At 47.7% G+C, this 20,728-nt stretch carries 17 protein-coding genes; 15 read left to right on the forward strand and 2 right to left on the reverse strand.

All coding sequences use genetic code 11. The features are described 5' to 3' along the window. Positions 1-67 precede the first annotated feature (67 nt). From thrC to cmoA, 9 genes are all read left to right on the forward strand, one after another. Positions 68-1,621 carry a threonine synthase gene (gene thrC / locus Q0393_RS06330; protein WP_298978793.1) on the forward strand — a complete coding sequence of 518 codons (1,554 nt, stop codon included), beginning with the start codon at positions 68-70 and terminating at the stop codon, positions 1,619-1,621. Continuing rightward, positions 1,618-2,340 carry a 3-deoxy-manno-octulosonate cytidylyltransferase gene (gene kdsB / locus Q0393_RS06335; RefSeq protein ID WP_298978795.1) on the forward strand — a complete coding sequence of 241 codons (723 nt, stop codon included), beginning with the start codon at positions 1,618-1,620 and terminating at the stop codon, positions 2,338-2,340. The genes thrC and kdsB overlap by 4 nt, the downstream gene beginning before the upstream one ends. Beyond that, positions 2,330-2,521: a hypothetical protein gene (locus tag Q0393_RS06340; RefSeq protein ID WP_298978796.1), complete on the forward strand. Its 192-nt coding sequence runs from the start codon at positions 2,330-2,332 to the stop codon at positions 2,519-2,521. Before kdsB ends, Q0393_RS06340 begins: the two co-directional genes overlap by 11 nt. Further along, a complete protein-coding gene (ligA, locus tag Q0393_RS06345) occupies positions 2,518-4,524 on the forward strand; it encodes an NAD-dependent DNA ligase LigA (RefSeq protein ID WP_298978798.1) in 2,007 nt (668 codons plus the stop codon). Before Q0393_RS06340 ends, ligA begins: the two co-directional genes overlap by 4 nt. Next, the gene (locus Q0393_RS06350) at positions 4,521-5,036 is read left to right on the forward strand and encodes a hypothetical protein (protein ID WP_298978799.1); all 516 of its coding nucleotides are present in this window, start codon (positions 4,521-4,523) and stop codon (positions 5,034-5,036) included. Before ligA ends, Q0393_RS06350 begins: the two co-directional genes overlap by 4 nt. After that, positions 5,033-6,220, forward strand: coding sequence for an SAM-dependent methyltransferase (locus Q0393_RS06355; protein ID WP_298978801.1), 1,188 nt, complete (start codon positions 5,033-5,035; stop codon positions 6,218-6,220). Before Q0393_RS06350 ends, Q0393_RS06355 begins: the two co-directional genes overlap by 4 nt. Further along, the gene (locus Q0393_RS06360; protein WP_298978803.1) at positions 6,210-6,722 is read left to right on the forward strand and encodes a lipocalin family protein; all 513 of its coding nucleotides are present in this window, start codon (positions 6,210-6,212) and stop codon (positions 6,720-6,722) included. Before Q0393_RS06355 ends, Q0393_RS06360 begins: the two co-directional genes overlap by 11 nt. Beyond that, the gene (locus Q0393_RS06365; protein WP_298978805.1) at positions 6,722-8,104 is read left to right on the forward strand and encodes a riboflavin kinase; all 1,383 of its coding nucleotides are present in this window, start codon (positions 6,722-6,724) and stop codon (positions 8,102-8,104) included. The genes Q0393_RS06360 and Q0393_RS06365 overlap by 1 nt, the downstream gene beginning before the upstream one ends. A gap of 939 nt (positions 8,105-9,043) precedes the next feature. After that, entirely contained in the window at positions 9,044-9,748 is a 705-nt protein-coding gene (cmoA, locus tag Q0393_RS06370; RefSeq protein ID WP_298978807.1) for a carboxy-S-adenosyl-L-methionine synthase CmoA, read from the forward strand. A 445-nt stretch (positions 9,749-10,193) separates the two neighbouring features. On the opposite strand, the gene rpsO is transcribed toward cmoA, so the two are convergent. Next, positions 10,194-10,466, reverse strand: a complete 273-nt coding sequence (gene rpsO / locus Q0393_RS06375) for a 30S ribosomal protein S15 (protein WP_297989767.1) — start codon at positions 10,464-10,466, stop codon at positions 10,194-10,196. Between the two features lie 104 nt (positions 10,467-10,570). Between rpsO and Q0393_RS06380 the strand changes: the two genes are divergently transcribed. The 4 genes from Q0393_RS06380 (at position 10,571) to Q0393_RS06395 (ending at position 14,534) form a co-directional block, all read left to right on the forward strand. Then, positions 10,571-10,984: an Rrf2 family transcriptional regulator gene (locus Q0393_RS06380; RefSeq protein ID WP_298978809.1), complete on the forward strand. Its 414-nt coding sequence runs from the start codon at positions 10,571-10,573 to the stop codon at positions 10,982-10,984. Then, positions 10,981-12,033 carry a 3'-to-5' oligoribonuclease B gene (locus tag Q0393_RS06385; RefSeq protein ID WP_298978811.1) on the forward strand — a complete coding sequence of 351 codons (1,053 nt, stop codon included), beginning with the start codon at positions 10,981-10,983 and terminating at the stop codon, positions 12,031-12,033. Before Q0393_RS06380 ends, Q0393_RS06385 begins: the two co-directional genes overlap by 4 nt. Next, positions 12,023-12,265, forward strand: coding sequence for a hypothetical protein (locus Q0393_RS06390; RefSeq protein WP_298978813.1), 243 nt, complete (start codon positions 12,023-12,025; stop codon positions 12,263-12,265). Before Q0393_RS06385 ends, Q0393_RS06390 begins: the two co-directional genes overlap by 11 nt. A 1,075-nt stretch (positions 12,266-13,340) precedes the next feature. After that, positions 13,341-14,534, forward strand: a complete 1,194-nt coding sequence (locus Q0393_RS06395; RefSeq protein WP_298978815.1) for a TRAP transporter substrate-binding protein — start codon at positions 13,341-13,343, stop codon at positions 14,532-14,534. 954 nt (positions 14,535-15,488) lie between these two features. Here the strand turns inward: Q0393_RS06395 and Q0393_RS06400 are convergent. Then, positions 15,489-17,756, reverse strand: coding sequence for a molybdopterin-dependent oxidoreductase (locus tag Q0393_RS06400; protein ID WP_298704283.1), 2,268 nt, complete (start codon positions 17,754-17,756; stop codon positions 15,489-15,491). Between the two features lie 394 nt (positions 17,757-18,150). Here Q0393_RS06400 and Q0393_RS06405 point away from each other — a divergent pair, with 394 nt between their 5' ends. Both Q0393_RS06405 and Q0393_RS06410 read left to right on the forward strand, forming a co-directional pair. Next, on the forward strand, positions 18,151-18,750 hold the full coding sequence (locus Q0393_RS06405) for a 4Fe-4S dicluster domain-containing protein (protein WP_005871891.1): 600 nt from the start codon (positions 18,151-18,153) through the stop codon (positions 18,748-18,750). Next, complete coding sequence (locus Q0393_RS06410) at positions 18,747-20,720, forward strand: proton-conducting transporter membrane subunit (RefSeq protein ID WP_298978818.1); 1,974 nt, start codon at positions 18,747-18,749, stop codon at positions 20,718-20,720. Before Q0393_RS06405 ends, Q0393_RS06410 begins: the two co-directional genes overlap by 4 nt. Positions 20,721-20,728 lie beyond the last annotated feature (8 nt).

Below are 20,728 nucleotides of genomic sequence, written 5' to 3' on the forward strand. Positions count from 1 at the left end.
GAAGCGTAAGCGATCAAATTTGAAGCGCCTAGGCGGGCGTAAATTTTAAATTTTAAAAAGGAAAAAGATGAAACTGGTTTCAACGAGAGATTTTTCGCAAAAAGCGGATCTTAGTTACGCGCTGCTAAATCCGAGCGCGAGCGGCGGCGGGCTTTTCAGCCCCGAGCGGCTGCCGCTTTTGAGCGAGGATTTTTTTAAGCAGTGCGAGGATCTGAGCTACAAACAGATCGCGCTTAAAATCATCGAGAGCTTCGATTTTGACGTAAGCAGCGAGGTCTTTGAAGACGCGCTAAAGCGCTACGATAAATTTGAAAATCCCGCCTGCCCCGTCCAGATCAAAAAGCTAAGCGAAAACGCCTATATTTTGGAGCTTTACCACGGCCCGACGCTCGCGTTTAAGGATATGGCGCTGCAGCCCTTCGGCGCGCTTTTAAAAAGCATCGCAAAATCCAGGAATGAAAAATTTTTAATAATGTGCGCCACGAGCGGCGACACGGGGCCTGCGACGCTAGAGGCTTTTGCGGACGATGAAAACATCAAAGCGGTCTGCCTCTATCCGCAGGGCGGCACGAGCGAGATACAGCGCCAGCAGATGGTTAAACAAAGCGCGGCAAATCTTAAAATTTTAGGCGTGCGCGGCAACTTCGACGATACGCAACGCGCTCTAAAATCGCTGCTAGCTGACGAGGATTTCAAAAACGAGCTCGCGCGGGCAAATTTAAATCTAAGCGCCGCAAACTCGGTAAATTTCGGTAGGATTTTATTTCAGATCATCTACTACCTCTACGCTAGCATCTATTTCTCAAAGCACGGCGTATTGAGCCCCGAGCAAAATTTAAAGCAAAGCGATCAGTGCACGGCGGGCGGTAAAAATTTTGGCGTCGCAGTGGACGCAAACAGCGCGCAGAGCGTAAAACAGAGCGCTAAATTTAACACCTTCGACGTCATAGTGCCTAGCGGAAATTTCGGCAACGCGCTGGGAGCGTATTTCGCCAAAAAGATGGGCGCAAAGATCGGCAAAATCAAGATCGCTTCAAACGCGAACAATATCCTGACCGAGCTTTTTACGCGCGGCATCTACGATCTACGCGGGCGCGAGCTCATCCGCACAATCAGCCCTGCGATGGATATTTTGATTAGCTCCAACGTCGAGCGGCTGCTTAGCGATATGTTCGGCGATGCGCGCACTAGCGAGCTGATGCAAAGCCTGGCGCGAGATAAATTTTATCAGCTTAGCGCGAGCGAGCTTGCGAAGCTGCGCGAGGTCTTCGAGGCGGATTTTTGCGACGATGCGCAGTGCGCTAAATTTATCAAGCAAGAGAGCAGCCGCGGCGTGCTGATCGACCCGCACACGGCGACCTGCTTTAAGCTACTTGACGAAAGTCGCCTAAATCTCGTCGTTTCAACCGCGAAATGGATTAAATTTACGCCGTCGATGATCGGCGCGATCAAAGGTAGGGTTTGCGAGGACGAACGAGCCGATATGATCGCGCTTTCGAAGGAATTTCGCAGCGACATTCCGCCGCAGATCTCGCGCCTTTTTAGCGCGCCGCAGGTTCACTCCAGCGTCGTGGAACAAAGCGAGATCAAAAACGCCATAATGGAGTGGATCAAAAAATGATAGTAATCCCCGCGCGCCTTGCTTCGACGCGCTTTAAAAATAAAATTTTATGTGAGTTTGACGGCGTGCCAATGTTTATCAAAACGGCTCAAAATGCCGCCAAGGCGGACCGCGTGCTAATCGCCGTAGATGAGCCGCAAATTTTAAAGATCGCGCAAGATTACGGCTTTGACGCCGTTCTCACCGCGCGCGAGCATCAAAGTGGCACCGACCGCATCGCTGAAGCGATCGCAAACGCAGCGCTTGCTGAGGATGAGATCATCATCAATATCCAAGCCGACGAGCCCTTTTTCGAGAGCGAAAATTTGATTAAATTTAGAGATTTCGCCAACGCCATGATCGCGCAAAAGGGCGCATTTATGGCGAGCTGCTACAAATACATAAGCCAGCAGGCGGCAGAGGATCCGAATTTAGTCAAGCTCGTGCTTGATAACGCAGGCTTTGCGATCTATTTTTCGCGCTCGCTCATCCCCTACCCGCGCGCGGCATGCGAGTGCTACCTCGGACACATCGGCATCTACGCATACAGTGTGCGAAATTTAAAGCGCTTTTGCGCCCTGCCCGCCTCGGTACTGGAAGATACCGAAAAACTCGAGCAGCTTCGCGCCATAAGCGCCGGCGAGAAGATCGCGATGCTTGAAATAAAAACCGCGAGCATCGGCATCGACACGCCGGCTGATTACGAGCGCGCGCTAAAGGAGTTCGGCGATGGAAATTGATCGCGCCTTTTTAAACACGAAATTTAAAGCGAACGGACCCACAAAATTTAACGATAATGGGCTGCTGCGCGGCGCGGAATTTGGGATGCAGGGGTCTGCCGCGGAGCGTAAAATTCTAACGGCGCATGAAATTCTAATGGCACATGGAATTTTAAAATTTAAAGATGCGAGCGCAAGATGAACTACGATGAATACAGATCTGCAGTAGATACGCTAAATACGTGGGCGCGGGCATATTACACCGACGATAAGCCAATCGCGAGCGACGAGGAGTATGACGAGCTTTATTCAAAAGCAGAGAAATTCGAGGAGCAAAATCCCGCGCTAGCACTGCCGTACTCGCCTACGCGGCGCATCGGAGGCGCGATCAGCGAGGGCTTTTCCAAGCTCGCTCACGGCGCGCAGATGTGGTCGATGGAGGATATTTTCGACGACGCGGACCTTTTGGCGTGGCTAGCTCGCGGCGAGAAGGGCGGCGCGCAGTTTTACGTCGAGCCGAAATTTGACGGCGCGAGCCTAAATTTAACCTACGAAGGCGGCGTGCTGATAAGCGCGGCGACGCGCGGCGACGGGCTTATAGGCGAGGACGTAACGCAAAACGCAAGAGCGATCAAATCGGTACCGCTTCAGATCCCCTACGCGCAAAGGATCGAGATCCGCGGCGAGACGCTGATCGCCAAGAGCGATTTTGACGCGCTAAACGACGAGCGCGCCGCAAACGGCGAGAGCCTGTTTTCAAACCCGCGCAACGCCGCCGCGGGGAGCCTGCGCCAGCTGGATAGCGCGATCGTAGCGAAGCGAAAGCTAAAATTTATCCCGTGGGGAGTGGGCGAGCATTCGTTAAGCTTTGCGCTGCACTCGCAGATAATGGAGTTCGTGCGCAGTCTCGGCTTTTTGCGCGACGAGTTTTGCCGCATCTGCAAGAGCGCAAGCGAGATCAGAGCTGCATACGAGGCGCTGCATAGCATGCGCGCGAGCAAAGACCTGATGCTTGACGGCATGGTAATCCGCGTAAATGAACTTTCAAAGTGCGCCCAGATGGGCTATACGGTGAAATTCCCGCGCTTTATGGTCGCGTATAAATTCCCTGCGATCGAAAAGGTAACGCGGCTGCGCGAGATCAATCTGCAGGTCGGCCGCACCGGCACGGTCACCCCCGTAGCCGTCGTAGATAGCGTAAACATCGACGGCGCGAACGTTTCAAACGCGACGCTTCATAATTTCGATGAGATCGCGAGACTTGGGCTGATGAAAAACGATTTCGTGGGCATCATCCGCAGCGGTGACGTGATCCCGAAGATCACGAGCGTTTATAAACAGCGCAGAGACGGCACGCAGAGTGAAATTTCGCGCCCCGATCGCTGCCCGGTTTGCGGCGAGAGGCTGCTTGACGAAGGCGCGCTCATAAAGTGTCAAAACCTCGATTGCAAGGCGCGCGTGATAGGCTCGCTGATCTATTTCTGCTCCAAAAAATGCATGAATATCGAAGGGCTAAGCGACGCGACGATTACGCAGCTTTTTGAAAGCGGCAAAATTTCAAAAATTGGCGATATTTACGCTCTCGGCGCGCAGGATTTGGCGGATCTTGAGGGCTTTGCGGATAAAAAAATTTCAAATCTTTTGGGCGCGATAAATGCGAGCAAAAACGCGCCGCTTGAGCGCTTCATCGCCTCTTTGGGGATCGAACACATCGGCGAGGTGGCCGCGCGCAAGATCGCCGCGGCATTCGGGCAGGATTGGCTAGATGCGAGCGAAGATGAAATTCTGCGGCTGGAGGGCTTTGGAGAGGCGATGGCAAGGAGCCTAGCGGAGTTTTGTAAAATAAATCGTGAGAAAATTCTAAATCTAAGCGAAATCATCACGCCGCGCGCGCCCCAGATGCAGACCACTAGAAGCGCCTTCACCGACCGCAGCGTCGTCATCACCGGCACGCTCAGCCGTCCGCGCGACGAGTTTAAGGCCAGGCTTTTGGCGATGGGCGCGAAGGTGCAGGGCTCGGTATCTGCCAAGACTGACTTCGTACTCGCAGGCGCAGAAGCGGGCTCCAAGCTACAAAAAGCTCGCTCGCTTGGCGTGCGGGTGATCGACGAGAGCGAGTTTGAAGCACTCGCAAGCCTGGCGACGACCGACGCAAATTCGCCTAACAAGAGCAAGCCTGAAGCGCTTGCGGGGAGCGGCGAGTGAAGGTTTTTTGCTTGGCGCCGAATCCGCACTCAAACGGCGCAGGGTTAAATTTCAAAAGCAATCTCCGCTCTGCGGCGCTTGCGTGTTTTATGAAGCGCGAGAATTTTAAAAATTTTGTAGCGCACGAGCAAGCGGCAAGAGCGACAAATCGAGAGGCGGTTTCTGCGAGGCGCGCGGGCTCCGTCTGCCGCGGCGCTAAAACGGCGGGCGCGATGCCGATAGATGCGGCTGCAAGCAAGAATATCTCAAATTTTGCGGCGCACAAACGCTGCGCCGATAGGAAAAATTTTAAAATTTTCTCTAGCGGCAAGATAAAATTTGCAACGCACGGCGAGCTAAAATTTACAATGCGCGGTATGGTTAAATTTATGGCGTGCAGCTGGCTGAAATTTGAGCCGCGTAGCACTGCTACGCGCGGCTTTGCTTTGTGCGATAGAATTTTAAACCCAAGGCTGCTCAAAAGCTGCACAAGCTTTAAGGTTTCATCGCGGCGCGGAGAGAAAGCAAAATGAGATTTGATCTGCTCGTTGCAAACACGCTTAAAATCAGCAGAAATCAGGCCGCTACGCTGATAAAGCAGGATAAAATTTTGCTGCGAGGCGCCGTGCAAAACAGACCCTCCGCGCAGATCGCGCCCGAGCAGAGCGGCGAAATCGGTACTGCCGAGCAAATTTACGTAAGCAGGGGCGCGCTCAAGCTTGCGGGCTTTTTGGACGAGCTCGCCGAAAACGGGCTTTTGGCAAGCTGCAGCGTAAATTTGCCTAACTCGGCGACAGAAATTTCAAAGCCGTGCAGCGCCGCAAAGGACGCGGATAGCAAAGCGACAGCGACGCAAATTTCAAGCGCAGATTTTGCGGCTACGGATAAAATTTTGAGCGCGAACGAGACGACCGAAATTCCAAGCGCGACGGCGGCAAAGATCGCAGAAACAAATACCGAGGCGATCCGTACCGCAAAAACTGCCGATACGGCGGAGCTTTTACAAACCGGTGCAGGCAAGCAGACAGTGGAATTTTTACAGATGAGTATAGGCGCAGAGACGGCAGGGCTTTTGCAAACGGACGCGGGCGCCGAGACGACAGAGATTTTAAATGCGGCGAAAGCCTCTAAAACAGGTGGAAAGGTAGACGCGTGCCGCAGAGAAGGCAGTGCGGAGCCTATGCAAGCAGAGCCCTCGCAAAAAGATATTTTAAATTTAGCGGGAGCCGATGTTTTGGACGTGGGCAGCAGCACCGGCGGATTTGTGCAGATTTTATTGCAGCGCGGCGCAAAGAGCGTGACTGCGCTTGACGTCGGCAGCTCGCAGCTAAGCGAAATTTTGCGGCGCGATCCTCGCGTGATCGTGCGCGAAAACACCGACATCAGGGAGTTTACAAGCGAGAAAAAATTTGATCTAATTACCTGCGACGTGAGCTTCATCTCGCTAAATTTGATCTTAAAAAGTCTCGCGAGCCTTGCAAAAAGCGCTCTCATCGTGCTATTTAAGCCGCAATTTGAGGTGGGTGCGGAGGCGAAGCGAAATAAAAAAGGGGTGCTCAAAGACGAAAAAGCGGCGCACGGCGCACGGGCAAAATTTGAGCGGCTATGCGCCGAGCTGGGGCTTGCCGTGCTGCATACCGGCGCTTGTAAGATCACGGGCAAAGAGGGAAATCAAGAATTTTTCTATCTTCTAAAAAGGACGAACGATGAAATTTAAAAGCTTAATTATCTTGGCGTTTTGCGCGCTATTTTTGGGCTCATGCGCCAAAAGTCTGAGCCCGAAAGCGCCGATCGTAAAAAACTTCGACATCGCTAAATTTAGTGGCGGCTGGTACGAGATCGCCCGTATGAAGGGCGGCGGCGAGCTGCAAAACACCGCGTACGAGTGCTTCATCGATAAAAACTCCACGATCAATCTTCTAAAAACTGCCAAAACAAGCTCTGGTAAAATCGAAAACGAGCAGCACGTGTTGGAGTTTGCAGGCGATAAAAGCGTAGGTCTGCTCTATCAAAAAGGTCTGATTTCCGACTCCCTCTACCGCGTGGCGCAGGTGGACGGCGACTATCGCTACGCCCTGATCTTCGGCGCCGATACGAGCGAGCTTTACATCCTCTCGCGCACCAAAACCCTGCCCGAGCCGATCCGCATCCTCTATCTGAAAAAGGCGAAGCATAGCGGTTACGACACCAAAAAAATCGTATGGACAAAGCAGCAATAATGGCTAATCAAAAATCAGGCAAAGACCATACAGAGGCTTCGCTGCGGAATTTTAAAGAGCAAAATTTCGTAGCGCAGAATTCCAGCTTGAAAAATTTTACGGAACAGAATTTCACAAGTAATGGGGAAAATTCATCTCAAAATATCAAACGTCCAAGGCAAGAATTGAGCGAAAATAAAACCGGCGATGCGCACCGCGAAGATAAAGCAGACACCGACGCCGCTTGCAGTAACGAAACGGCTTATGGCGGCACTTGCGGCAATGGCGTAGACGCGCAAGCTCAAGGCACGCTTCCTGCTTGTGCGGAAGTACTGCGTGCGCGCCTAAGCGAGCAGTTCGCACGAGGCGATATTTTCGCAACGCTACAAGGCGCAAACCGCGATGACGTGCGCGCCGTAGCAATCGGCAACTTCGACGGCATGCACCTTGGGCATCAAAAATTATTTCAGCGCCTAGGCGAGCAAGGCGCAATAATCGTAATCCTAGCAGGTGGTGGCACGAAGCTAACCCCTTTTGCGTCGCGGCAGGCTTTCACGGACAAAAAGATTTTTTATTGCGATCTACGCGCTATCAAAAGCCTTAGCGGAGGCGAATTTATCGCACTTTTAAGGCAGAATTTCATAAATTTACAAAAAATTGTCGTCGGTGAGGATTTTCGGTTCGGGCGCGACAGAGCGTGGGGTGCGGAGTTTTTGCGGCGCGAATTTAGCGGGCAAACCTGCGTCGTAGGGGAGTTTTGCTTAAGCGGCGGCGGCGTGCATTCAAGTAGGATCAAAGAGCTTTTATCGCGCGGCCAGTGCGAAGCGGCGGCGGAGTTTTTAGGGCGAGATTACGAGATCTGCGGGCGGATCGTGCGCGGTCAGGGGCGCGGGGCGCGGGAGTTCCTAGCGACGCTAAATCTTGATGCGAGCGGCTATTTTATGCCAAAAAGCGGCGTATATGCGAGCCTAGCACGCGCCGGAAGCAAGGAATTTGCAAGCGTGAGCTTCTTGGGGCACAGGCTCAGCACCGACGGGGTTTATGCGCTTGAAACGCACATTTTAGGGGACTTTGCAGGCTTTAAGGCGGGTTTAAATTCCGCGCAAGATCGCGCGCCGTGCTGCGAGGGGCAAGCCGCACATTCTGCGCGAAATTCAGATGAAATTTCGGCGCGTAATTCGACCGAAATTTCTACACAAAATTTTGCGGCGAGCGAGAGCTTGGACGCCGAAAATAAAAATTTAGAGGCTACAAGTAAAAATAGCACCACGAAATTCGTCTGCGTGAAATTTATAAAGTTCCTACGTGAAAATCGCAAATTTAGCGATCTAGCGCAGCTTAAAGAGCAAATTTTAAAAGACGCTTCAGAGGCGGAGGCGGTACTACGAAGCCGTAAATTTTAATCTGCGGCTTGTAAGCTTAAAGATGAAACTTGCGGGCTGTGTGCTTGAAATTTGATGCGTCTGCCCGCGTTTTGCATCTAGGCGTATTAAATGAGCCGTCCGCGTCGTCCCGTATAAAAGTCGTGCGCCCGTTGTCACTGAGAATACTTGGTTGCACCGCCTACGTCTGCGATGCCATATATGGGAGGTGTACACAAAAGTGGCGCGCAAGCCGATAAAAAGTCGTTAAATTTTAACGACGTACCATCCGCAGGACTTTAACGCACCTTGGGCTTGGGTTTATATAAGACGAGGCAAGTGCAAGCCGTACTGAGAATCGAGGGTGATAAAAAATCTTAGTTGCGCTGCAAAGCTTTAAAATTTAGCAGATCTGAGCTGCCGAGCAAGAGTCAAGCGGCTAAATTATGCGCCTAGCTAAACGCTGGATTTTGTCAAGCGGCCTCATTTTACGGCGCATAAAATCGCAAAATGGGCGCGAAATTCTACCAATGGAGCTTTGACTATGCTTTTAGTTTAAGTTTGTAATTAAAGAATTTAAAGGAGCTGTTTTGGTAGCGTGAGATTTGGCGACGTAAAATTTAATGCTGAGAAATTCCAAGCCCGCTAAATACGGCGCAAAATTTCAAGAACGTATTTGCACGGCACGGAATTTTAGAGTCTGTCAAGCAAGACGTGAAATTTAATCATGCATCGAGCGTCTCTGGGCTAGAAGTTGGGCGCAAACTGGGATGCAGCTCGCTTGCATCAAAAGTGCTCATGCTGCGTTTAAAATTTAGGTATGCTTCGCGCGGGGCAAACTAAGCGCAATAATTCCATGCGTAGCGGTCGCAAATAGAGTGTCGCGTAAGTGAAGAAAGCACGGCGTGAGAATTCTGCGCTTAGCATGCGTAGAAAGTATAAATCGAGTGCTGCGTAAATAGCGAAACTAAAAGGAAACGGATGAAAGACGAAATTTTTAAAGAGCCTATCAAAAAACAGTTTGAGTTTGACGCCAGCGTCGCGTCGGTTTTTGATGATATGATCGGGCGCAGCGTGCCGTTTTATGAGGCTAGCACGCGGCTTAGCAGCGAGCTTTTGGCGAGGATACTGCCGCAAAAGGCGCGCGTGATCGATCTTGGCTGCTCGACTGCGACCGCGCTACTGGCGCTGTTTGCGCTGCGCCCCGATCTGCGGCTGTGCGGCATCGACAGCTCGGAGGCGATGATACAAAATGCCCGCGCTAAGGCGGCGGCGTTCGGCGCGAAGCTCGAGCTTAGCGTATCGGACGTGCTGGATGCGAGTCTCGCGGACTGCGATGCCGTGATTTTAAACTACACCCTGCAGTTCATCAGACCGCCGCGCCGCGCCGCGCTCGTGAGTAAAATTTACGACGGATTGCGTGAGGGCGGAGTTTTGATCTTTAGCGAAAAGATTATCTACGAAGAGCCTGCGCTCGCGCGTCAGATGATCGAAATTTACGAGGATTACAAGCGCGCGCAGGGCTATTCGCGCTACGAGATCGCGCAAAAACGCGAGGCGCTTGAAAACGTCCTCGTGCCCTACACCGAGGCAGAAAACCGCGCCTTGGCGCTAAGCGCGGGCTTTAAGCGCGTCGAGAGTATCTTTAAATGGGCGAATTTTATGAGCTTCGCGGCGTTTAAATAAAAGTTCAAATTGCAAGAAGCAAAATTATTTTTAAAAAATTCCAAAAACGGAATTCTACGAGCCGCCCTATTTTTGGCGGCATAGTAAAGCTTCATCCAAATTTTTGGAATTTGACAATTAGATTTTGATACAAATAACGCGAATGTATAATTCTAGCTGTATGCAAGACGGCGCAGATAAAATTTATCGCCGCTTGTAATTTCAAAATTCCGTCGCGGATGTGAACTACGCAAATTATTGGAATTCGGCAAAATTTCAAAATTTCTATGGAATTTTAAAATTTCATAATCCAAGCAGAATTCATAAATTTTACAAAATTCTCAAAAAATTCAAAGATTGAAAAAGTGTGGCTGTCTAAATTTCAGGCATAAAAAAGCGCCCGCCGTTTGTCGGACGCTGTGTATAAATCGCGGGGCGAAATAAACGCCGCCGCGAGCAAAGGAGCTTATTTATCTCTTAAATTTAACTCGCTAACGAGCTTGGAGTAAACCGCGTAGTCTTTGTTTTTAAGATATTTCATCATTCTTTTGCGCTGACCTACTAGCTTTAGCAGTCCTAAGCGAGATGAAAAATCTTTCGGATTTGCTTGCAAATGAGAGGTCAAAAGCGTGATCCTTTCGGTAAGAAGCGCGATTTGCACCTCCGCAGAACCTGTATCTTTCTCTCTTCTAGCGAATTTCGCAACTATCTGTGCTTTTTGAGCCGTGTCTAAAGCCATGATGACCTCCTGATCGGTAAAATAGGAAGCGATTATACTTAATTAACCTAAATTTTTGCTTTCTTTGTGTAAAATGCACGCTTTCAGACCAAAGGAGAGAATAAATGCTTTTTACAAAAGCAAGCGAATATGCCCTACTTTCAATGATTTGCATCGCGGGCAAGGAGGAGTCGATGGATGTCGATTCGATCTCTAGCGAGCTTGGAATTTCACGCAGCTTTTTGGCTAAAATTTTACAAAATTTAGCTCGCGCGGGACTTTTAAATTCCTTCAAAGGCGCCAAGGGCGGCTTTGTGCTCGCGCGCAATGCGGATGAGATCACGCTAAGCGAGATCATCAAAAGCGCCGAAAGACGCAAGGCGACGGTATTTGACTGCACCGCCGAAGGGATCGACGCCTGCCCGAACGGTCGCACGCTATGCCGCGTCAATCTAATGTTCGGCGAGCTTCAAGAGAAAGTCGATGAGTATATGGATACGATCACGCTAGCAGACGTCATCGGCAAAGAACGCAAATGAAAATATATCATCTAAGCCACACCGATCTAGACGGCTACGGCGCGCAGTTCGTCGCGGCGCACTATTTGACGGACGTGGAATTTTTCAATGCCAACTACGGCAAGGAGATAAACGAAAAATTTGAACTCATCCTTGAGCGTATCGACGAGCGGCTCGCTACGGACGCAGACGAAAAAAGCCTGGTTTTAATCACCGATCTAAATTTACTGCCCGCGCAGTGCGAGAAATTTAGCGGCGAACTAGCCCGCCGCAACGCCCGCATGATCCTTTTGGATCACCATCAAAGTGGGCTTGAGTGCGCGAAAAAATTCCCGTGGTATTTCCTGGACTCTTCGCGCTGCGCCACGAAGATCACCTATGATTTTTTCAGCGCGATGTTCGGCGGCAAGACGCGGCTGGATAAACTCGTGCGCGTCGTAAATGCCGTGGATATCTGGCTGAAAGAGCAGAGCGAGTTTGAGCTCGGCAAGGTCTGCCTCGGCATGGTCTCGGGCGCGAAAGAGATCAATAAGATCATGTTCGAGCGGGAGAGCAGGGATTATATCTTTTACTTGCTGGAAAAAATTTTTAAATTTCAAGATGAGCCGAGCGCACACATCGCGCTAGATAGCGCACTGCACGGCATAAAGAAAGAATTTTTTAAAAGCGAGCGCGACGATACGCTAAGCAATCTCGTTTCGCACTTCGTAGTCGATCGCCTAAGCGCGCAAAAGCAGCGCTTCGAGATCAGCTACCTCGATAAAAAGGGCATTTTGACCTACAATATCGGCAACGTAAGCGTCATCGGCAACGACTTTTTGACGCAAAACCCCGATGTCGATTTTTTCATCGACGTAACGAGCAAAAAAACGCTCAGCTTCCGCGCCGACGGCAAAATCGACGTTAGCGAAATGGCAAAGCTGCTCCTAGGCGGCGGCGGGCACGTAAACGCGAGCGGCGGGATGTTTGCGGGCTTTAAAGACGCGAGCTCGTACGAAGCCGTAAAGGCGCAAATCGTGGATCTAATCGAGAAAAAAACTCAAATTTCAAAGGAAGAAGATGAAAAATAATGACGAAAAAATCGCCGAGCAGGACCTCATCTACGAGATTAATATCCTGCTTGACGCGATGCTGCTTTATGCGGGCATCAAGCGCGAGCGGCTCGCCGATGCGGTGCAGCTATATATCGAAAATATCGACACGGTGCTTGCGAACTCTGACGCTAGCGGTGCGGACGAAGTGATCGCCGTGGTAGAGTTTTTGCGCGGCAAACACGCGGAGTTATTTGAAAATAAGGGCTAGCTCGCGAAATTTTAAGCGAAATTTTGCGAGCTAGAATTTTACGAAGCGCAAACTATGCGGAGTAAAATTTCATTTAGCGCAGAAATTTATAGAGCAAGAAATCCGCGAGATAAAATTTTGCTAAATAGAATTTCAAAACGCAAAATACGGAATTTTGCGGGTTTAGATTTAAAATTTTAAAATTTAGCAAGTAGGCTTTGCGAATAAAATTTTAAGGCATGATGGCTGTAGAATTTTGTTTTAAAATTTTATGCTGTCAAACAAGAGCAAAATTTCAAGGCTTAGAATTTACGTTAAGAAATTCCGCGCAATAGCAAATTTAAAATTTTAAGTGCATTTTGCAGCACGGAATTTTGCAAAAAATTTTAGACAACGCGGGGTGGCTCTGCGTAAAATTTTAATCTAGACTTCGCGCGGAATTTGCATCAAAACTCCGCGCGGAATTTTGCGCTCAACTAAGGCGCAAAATTCAAATATAAAGGCGCACTCTCCGCTTGCCAGTGCGGTACAAAGAGTGCGCTGATTGCGGAATTTTAAATTTAAAAGCACGATTCTGCCGTCTAAGATCAAAAAATGGCGTAGCGTCTAAGCTTACCGATAATGACAAAGCTCGCTTTTAAAGAAAAAGAGAATTTTATCTGCAAAAGCGCAAAGATAGCATTTTAATATACTTTTGTTGTTTCTAAGCAAAATAGGTCTGCTGCCAGAGGTTTTTAAATAAGCGCGCTTGATAAAATATTATCGCTAGATATGATGCAGGTGTAAGTAAGTACGCCCAAACGCGGTAAAATTAAAACGAACGCAGCGCTCTCTATCGTCGCAAAGCCAGGCATCGTAAAATAAAAAGCTTGGGCGGAGCGCTTAGAAACAAAATATCGCGAAATAAGACGTATTCAAAGCAAGGTGCCTATAAGATGAAGCGTCGTAAAATAGAATAGCAAAGCAACGTGTCGATAAAAATAGACGCCGCGAATCAGGATTTAGTAGCAGTAACGCAGAACGCGATTAAATTTTAAGCCGGCGGCGCGCTAAATTTTGAAATTTTATGAATTTAAAACTTTATGAAAGGATAGAAATGAAAAAGATTTTTTTGTTTGCATGTCTCATGCTTTTGGGCTCGCAGCTTTTCGGCGACGATAAGGTCTATCGCCTAAGACTTGCTAGTACGTGGGAGGCGACTACGCCCGTTTTGGGCGCTGCCGCTGAGGATTTTAAAAACTATGCCGAAAGCCTTAGTGGCGGTAGGCTTCAGATCCGCATCGATACGCCGAGCAAGCACAAGGCAAGCTTTGGCATATTCGACTTCGTCAAAAGCGGTCAATACGATCTAGGATATACTTCGCTTTATTATTATAAAGGCAAAGATGCTAAAACTATGCTCTGGACGGCGGTGCCTTTCGGTATGACTACTGATGAGCAGCACGCGTGGTATTACTATGGTGGTGGACGAGAGCTTAACGATAAGATATTCGCACAATACGGCATGAAGACCTTTTTGATGGGATCTACCGGCATGCAAATGGGCGGTTGGTTTAAAAAAGAGATCAACTCGGTTGCAGATTTGCAAGGGCTTAAATTCCGCATACCGGGGCTAGGCGGAGAGGTGATGAGCAAGCTGGGTGCCACTATAAACACGGTGCCTACGGGCGAGCTATTTATGGCGTTAGAGATGGGTACGATCGACGCGGTCGAGTGGGTAAGCCCCGTCTATGATATGCCACTTGGATTTCACAAAGTGGCTAAATACTACTACACAGGCTGGCAAGAGCCTATGGGAGACTGCCAACTGCTAGTAAATCAAAAGGCGCTAGAGAAGCTGCCTACGGATCTTCAAGCGATCTTAGAGGCTGCAGCAAGACTTGCCGGAGAGAATTTCCAAAATAAGGGCTTTTATGAAAACGCTCGCATTTGGGCAGAGCTAAAAGCGCAGTTTCCGGATGTGCAGGTGCGCGACTTCCCTGCAGACGTGATAGCCGCGCTTAAAAAAGCAACGAATGAAATCTTAGACGAAGAAGCGGCGAAAGATCCGATGTTTAAAGAGATCCTAGACAGCCAGCGCGCATTTTTGAAAATCGGTAGAGAATGGAATAAAATAAGCACCGTAGCCTACATAAATAACGTAAGCGGTATCGCAGGCGAAAGTGCAGCAAATCCAATCTCCGCAAGCCCTAGCGGTACGACAAGCTCAGATTCTGCAAGCAGCGAAAATCACGGCGCTGCGAGAGATTCTAACGCGACGGACGGCAAAAATTTAGGAGTGACAAAGTAAAGTGGGTGCTACTAGCGATAAAAATTAAAGCGAGACGAACAGACCGGCACAATAAGTAGCTCAGGCGCGACGAGCGGCAGAAATTTTAACTACTTTTGCATAAAGTAAATGGAATTCTGCCGCAGCAGCTTTGGTGCAATAGCTTTAACATCAGAGCTTAGTTTCATAAATCTCATCCACAAGCAAGGCAGAAGCTTTGGCACAATAGCTTTAACATCGCAAGCAGCGTGATCTGGCGCAGCAAAGGGCTCCCGCGTGAAAATAGAACGCCAAAAACACACGATAAAATAAAATTATAAAAATTCCGAGCTCCAAGCACGGCGGAATTCGGAATTTTAAATCTAAAATTTTAAAATCAAAATTTATGAATTTCAGACGGAGCGCGAAACTACTCCAGCTATGCTAGAAACCGGCATTTGCGACCATTAAGACTAAAAGCCGCGTCTAGCGCTTTAAAAGCCTATGAGCCTTTTGTATTTATATATTAAAATCACAAAAATTGCATTTGCGTTATTAAAATTATGACATTTCTTGGCAATATAGGCTAATTCGCATAAAATCAGCCTGCGCGCGTTAAAATTTAATCAATAATGTAATTTGGTAAGATTTGTCGCGATAAAATAGCCTTATTATCATGCTTATCTTTAAAATTTACTCCATTACGCCGCTCTTATAGAGACTACATTTATTAGGATTTAATAAATCACGAATGCCTGGTCTCTGCCGCCACATCTATTAAATGAAATAGCAGATAAATTTCTATGCCCTTTTATCGATAGTGCAACTACGCAAAAAAGCGTATTAATACCGCGAAATTTATTGAATTCTTGAAATTTTTGATCTTTAAAATATCGCAAGACGGCTAGATCGCCAAAATTTCATATTATTTGAATTGATTGTTAAAAAGTAGATTCGGGAGCATAGCCCCGAATCTACGGATAAGATTTTAAATTCTTAGAATTTAATCGGATGGTGGTGGAAGTCGTCGTAAACGACTTTATTGGTCTGAAATTTAATGCGCTTAAGCTCGCGGATACGCAAAAATTCCTCTTCATCGATCTTTTTAATCTGAATCGCTGCCTTAAACGTAGGCGTTTTGGCGATGAGATCCCAGCCGCCGCTAGTTAGCTCGTTGCAGCAGCTCTCCCAGTAGTGATAAGACATCTGAATGATACCATCCATTATACACTCGGTGATGTCCGCCTTGATCGCGATATAGCCGTAGCGGCTCCACGCGACGATGAAATCGCCCTGTGAAATTCCGTATCGCTCGGCGAGTTTCGGATTCATTTCCGCAATCGGTCCTATCGCGTCGCCGCCTTGCTCGACAGTCTTAGAGCGCCTAGTCATCGCGCCTCCTGCGTACTCGTAAACCTTACGCGTAGTCAGAAGCTGGATTGGAAACTCTGCATCGGTCTTCTCATCGACCGAGCCCGCCATTACAGGATAATCTTTCGGCATATTCATACGCTTTGCGAATTCCTCTTTGGCGCTTTCGATCTTGCTCTTATCATCCACGAATAGAACTGGGACGAAATTTCCTTTACCGTCCGGGGTAAAGAATTTTTTATCAAGGTACAATGCAGGTCCGCCCATAGAATTCTCATCAGGGCACGGCCAGTGAAGTCCGTGGTATTTTTTGATACGGTAATAGCTCATTCCGCCGTAGTTGTGCGGAGCTACCCTGCGCACCTCTTCCCAAATCTGCTCTGGAGATTGAAATGTGAAATAATCACCTAGTCCTAGGCGTCTGGCAAGCTCGCAGATGATAGCCCAGTCTTGTCTAGCTTGTCCCGGAGGGGCAACTACAATCTCGCTATGCTGTACGCGGCGCTCGGCATTAGCATAAGTGCCCTCCTTCTCGCCGCTGCAAGCTCCAGGAAGCACGACATCTGCTTTGCGGCTCGTCTCGGTTAAGAAAATATCTTGGATCACATACATCTCTACCTGCGAAATCGCGCGCAAGAAGTGGTTTGCGTTCGGATCGGTCATAACCGGGTTTTCACCCATCGTCCAGAAGAATTTTACCCTACCATCAAGAATTGCGTCAGGCACTTCGGTTTTATGAATACCGATCTTGCCATTTAGATGACCTTTCGGCAAATTCCACTGGCGCTCAAACCAATCACGGGCACTTTCGTCGGTTACGGCTTTATAGCCGGTAAATACATTAGGAAGCATTCCCATATCGCAGCATCCTTGGACGTTTTCTTGTCCACGGATCGGTAGATCGCCGCTTCCGAGCTCGCCTACGTTGCCCGTTACGAGCATTAAATTTGAAATGTCGCAGACTGCGCCCACGCCGTGGTTGAAGTGAGTTACACCCATTCCGTGCGTGATAACCGCAGGTCGCGTAGTAGCATAAATTCTGGCCGCTTTTCTAATATCCTCGGCGTTTAGCCTAGTGTATTTAGCTACGGCCTCAGGCGAATAATCCTTAACCGCCTCTTTTACATATTCAAAACCCTTGGTGTATTTATTAACGAATTCATGATTTACCAAATCCTCGTCGATAATAGCATGGATTAAAGCGTTGATGACTGGGATATTGTGCTCCGGCTCAAGCTGGAGGTGGATATCTGCGCGATTTGCAAATTCCGTCTTAACCGGGTCAATGACGATGAGTTTGGCGCCTCTATTTAGCGCTCTTTGAACGTGCATAGCTACGATCGGGTGGCCGTTTTCAGGGTTTGAGCCGATCATCATAATGCAGTTGCTGTGAGTTCCGATCTCAGTAAAGCTATTTGTAGCCGCTCCGTTACCGATTGTTTTGGCAAGACCTGCCACAGTCGGAGCGTGTCAAATGCGCGCGCAGTGATCGATATTATTCGTGCCTAAAATTCTAAGTAGCTTCTGCGCTACGTAGTTATCCTCATGCGTGCAGCGTGCGGAATAGTTTCCGGCTATCGCGTCGGCACCGTATTTTTCTTTAACCTCGAGCATCTTTTTAGCAACCAAATCAAGCGCTTCGTCCCAGCTAGCTTCGACCAAATCGCCGTCTTTACTAAATTTGCCATTCTTTTTACGAATTAGCGGAGTAGTAAGCCTATCTCTAGAGCCTACGTAATTCCATCCGTAATAACCTTTCAAACATAAACAACCTTGATTTACGGGGTTGTCGCTTACGCCGGTTGCGGATTTGATATAATTGTCTTCCGCAGTCAGCTCGATTTGACAGCCTGTGCCACAATAAGGGCATATGACCTTGCCTTTATTCGCCATATTTTCTCCTTTCGAAAATACTAAACATGCAAAATTACCATATATGCAATTTCGGCACAATTATATAAATTCTTACCTAAAATAAAATTGAAATTTTGCCTTAAGCTAAAAGAATTTTTTCAATTATAATTAGGAGTAAGTTAGGGTAATTTAAGTAGTAATTTAAATTTTAAAATATACTTTAATACTGATATACTAGACTTTTAAAGCAAATAATCAACTAACCGGTTTAAAAAAGAAATTAGTTTTTAAATTTAAGCTTTTAAAGCAAATTTATCAAATAAATTCCAAATATCGTCAGATAAATGACGGAATTTTTTTGCGGACTTAAATATAATTACACCAAAATTTTTAGTAAAAAATTTTTAAAATTCCTTAAGTCAAGGAGAAAGGTATGAAACAACATAAATTTGTAATCTGCGATTACAAACGATGTATCGGTTGCACGACGTGCATGGCGGCCTGTTACTCAAGTGCCTACGAGCGCGGCAAGCTTGCTAAATCGCGACTTACCGTGCTTAGACAGGCTTACGGCGTTATGCCTACGCAGTGCAGGCAGTGCGATGACGGACCATGCGCAAACGTCTGCCCTACCGGTGCGCTTCGCTTCGATAATAACTATATCGAATTACACGAAGAAATTTGCATCGGATGCAAGATGTGTACGCTCGCCTGTCCTTATGGCGCGATCAGCTCGAATGCCGAGCTTATGCCGTCAGTAAATTATGCGGTCGAGCCGAAGTATTATCTCGAGATCGAAAGCCAAGCGGGCGCCAAAAGCACCGCCATCAAATGCGATCTATGCAACGGACGCGAGAATGGTCCTGCATGCGTCGAGGTTTGCCCAACTAGCGCTATCATTATGATAGATCCTAAAGAGGGTAAGCATAAATTGGGCTTTGCGATAGACTACGATGCGGCTAATGCTTTTGCAAAAGACGTGTTAAACGGCGAAATCAGTTGCGTCGCCAAAAAAGAAGGAGGCGCAAAATGATAAGCGTCTATACTTTATTTATCGTCAGTGCAGTAATTAGTATCCTTTTATACTGCGCTCCAAAAACTGCTGTTAAGGTGGGATTTGGATTAGGTGCTATCAGCTGTTTTTACGCGATGTGTCATTTCGTAGCTAATATGGGCGTAAGCGATAGCTTCGTTTTGGGCGGTACTTTCTTATATGCGCCAAAATTTGCTTTAAGTCCGCTTGGAAATTTCTTCAGCTTCGTAGTCGTTTTTATAGGCTTTGCAAGCAGCGTTTACGGTATGAGCTACGCCGAGGAATATATCGGAAAAGCAAATATCGGCGTTTTTGCATGTTTATTTAATACCTTCATCTTATCTATGCTTTTAGTTATCAGTGCGGATAATGTATTTTGCTTCGCTGTTTTATGGGAGCTTATGACGTTAATTTCGTCATTTCTAATCATAGTAAACGATGGCAAAGGCACGCTCAAAGCTGTTATGGTATATCTAGGTATAGCGCAGATCGGTGCATTTTGTATAACCTGTGGATTACTTATCATTGCAAACTACGCAGGCAGCTTTGAATTTGCGAAGTGGGGAAACGTAAATATGCCGATGGGCGCTTCCGTAGCTACTTTTATACTATTTTTGGTCGGCTTCGGCTCAAAAGCGGGAATGTGGCCTTTTCACGTTTGGCTACCGCAAGCTCACCCTGCGGCTCCATCAAACGTCTCTGCTCTAATGAGCGGCGTTATGATTAAAGTAGCGCTCTTTACCCTTGTTAAATTTACACTATTTTTACCGCTAAGTATCTATTTCGGACTTGCAGTTTTGATCCTAGGAGCAGCTAGCTCGCTTTTTGGCGTTTTATACGCGTTGTGCCAGCACGACTTTAAAGCGCTTCTTGCGTATCACTCAGTTGAAAATATCGGAATTATCCTACTAGGTCTTGGCACCGGAATTTACGGCGTCGCAGCAGGCAATGTAACGCTAGCCGCAGTTGGATTTTTAGCAGGCTGTTACCACGTAGTAAATCACGCAATATTCAAAGGCTTGCTATTCTTATGTGCAGGCTCTGTAATCCACGCTACTCATACGCAAAATATGGACGTGCTAGGAGGGCTAGCTAAAAAAATGCCTCTAACTGCTGTTGGTATGTTTATCGGTATCATGGGTATTGCAGCGCTTCCTCCGGTAAACGGCTTCGTTTCAGAGTGGTTTACCTATCAAGGAATGCTTCAAGGCGCTAAGGAAAGCGGAATTTTCATTAGATACGCTTTCTCGCTAGCAGTAGTCGCACTTGCGCTTACGGGCGTTTTAGTCGGTATGCACCTTAAGCTTTATGCGGTAATCTTTGCAGGAACCCCAAGAGATGAAAAAATTTGGGAGAATGCAAAAGAAAGCCCATTAGGAATGGTTTTAGGAATGATCATTTTGATGATAGGTTGCGTGGGATTTGGCGTAGGCGCACATTTCATAGTCGATTACATTATGCAGGCGGTAAATTCTATCACTTCCAATAGCGGGTATGTCGCAAGCCTAGGCGCTTCGTCAATCACTTCGCCTTTGGGAAGTATCGTTTCAACTCCTCTTATTGCAGTGATTTTGTGTTCTACAATGCTGCTTCCGTTTATCATCCTAGCGGTTATGAAAGCAAATCGTGACAAACCTCGTGAGACCGATCCTTGGGCATGCGGTTTTAAATATAGCCCTCGCATGCAGATGACCGGCGGTCCTTTTACCGGCGATTTAAGAAAGATTATGGACTGGCTATTTAGAGGTCATAAACGCAGAATAGAGCAAAACGGCTACTTCGGACCGATCGAGTATCATAACCACCCACAAGACATTTGGTGGACGATGATTTATCAACCGGTAATCGATTGGAGTAAGAAGATCGCCGATAAGATAGGAATTATTCAAAGCGGCTATGCAAATTTATATACGCTTTACATCCTAATCTATCTTTGCGCGATACTGGGCGTCGGATATTTCTTGATCTAGGAGGTTTA

This window comes from uncultured Campylobacter sp. (genome assembly GCF_938015785.1).
Lineage (GTDB): Bacteria > Campylobacterota > Campylobacteria > Campylobacterales > Campylobacteraceae > Campylobacter_B.

Excerpts from the sequence above, each read along its gene's own strand:
- thrC (WP_298978793.1), top strand. The coding sequence starts at position 68 with ATGAAACTGGTTTCAACGAGAGATTTTTCGCAAAAAGCGGATCTTAGT.
- kdsB (WP_298978795.1), top strand. The coding sequence starts at position 1,618 with ATGATAGTAATCCCCGCGCGCCTTGCTTCGACGCGCTTTAAAAATAAA.
- Q0393_RS06340 (WP_298978796.1), top strand. The coding sequence starts at position 2,330 with ATGGAAATTGATCGCGCCTTTTTAAACACGAAATTTAAAGCGAACGGA.
- ligA (WP_298978798.1), top strand. The coding sequence starts at position 2,518 with ATGAACTACGATGAATACAGATCTGCAGTAGATACGCTAAATACGTGG.
- Q0393_RS06355 (WP_298978801.1), top strand. The coding sequence starts at position 5,033 with ATGAGATTTGATCTGCTCGTTGCAAACACGCTTAAAATCAGCAGAAAT.
- Q0393_RS06360 (WP_298978803.1), top strand. The coding sequence starts at position 6,210 with ATGAAATTTAAAAGCTTAATTATCTTGGCGTTTTGCGCGCTATTTTTG.
- Q0393_RS06365 (WP_298978805.1), top strand. The coding sequence starts at position 6,722 with ATGGCTAATCAAAAATCAGGCAAAGACCATACAGAGGCTTCGCTGCGG.
- cmoA (WP_298978807.1), top strand. The coding sequence starts at position 9,044 with ATGAAAGACGAAATTTTTAAAGAGCCTATCAAAAAACAGTTTGAGTTT.
- rpsO (WP_297989767.1), bottom strand. The coding sequence starts at position 10,466 with ATGGCTTTAGACACGGCTCAAAAAGCACAGATAGTTGCGAAATTCGCT.
- Q0393_RS06380 (WP_298978809.1), top strand. The coding sequence starts at position 10,571 with ATGCTTTTTACAAAAGCAAGCGAATATGCCCTACTTTCAATGATTTGC.
- Q0393_RS06385 (WP_298978811.1), top strand. The coding sequence starts at position 10,981 with ATGAAAATATATCATCTAAGCCACACCGATCTAGACGGCTACGGCGCG.
- Q0393_RS06390 (WP_298978813.1), top strand. The coding sequence starts at position 12,023 with ATGAAAAATAATGACGAAAAAATCGCCGAGCAGGACCTCATCTACGAG.
- Q0393_RS06395 (WP_298978815.1), top strand. The coding sequence starts at position 13,341 with ATGAAAAAGATTTTTTTGTTTGCATGTCTCATGCTTTTGGGCTCGCAG.
- Q0393_RS06405 (WP_005871891.1), top strand. The coding sequence starts at position 18,151 with ATGAAACAACATAAATTTGTAATCTGCGATTACAAACGATGTATCGGT.
- Q0393_RS06410 (WP_298978818.1), top strand. The coding sequence starts at position 18,747 with ATGATAAGCGTCTATACTTTATTTATCGTCAGTGCAGTAATTAGTATC.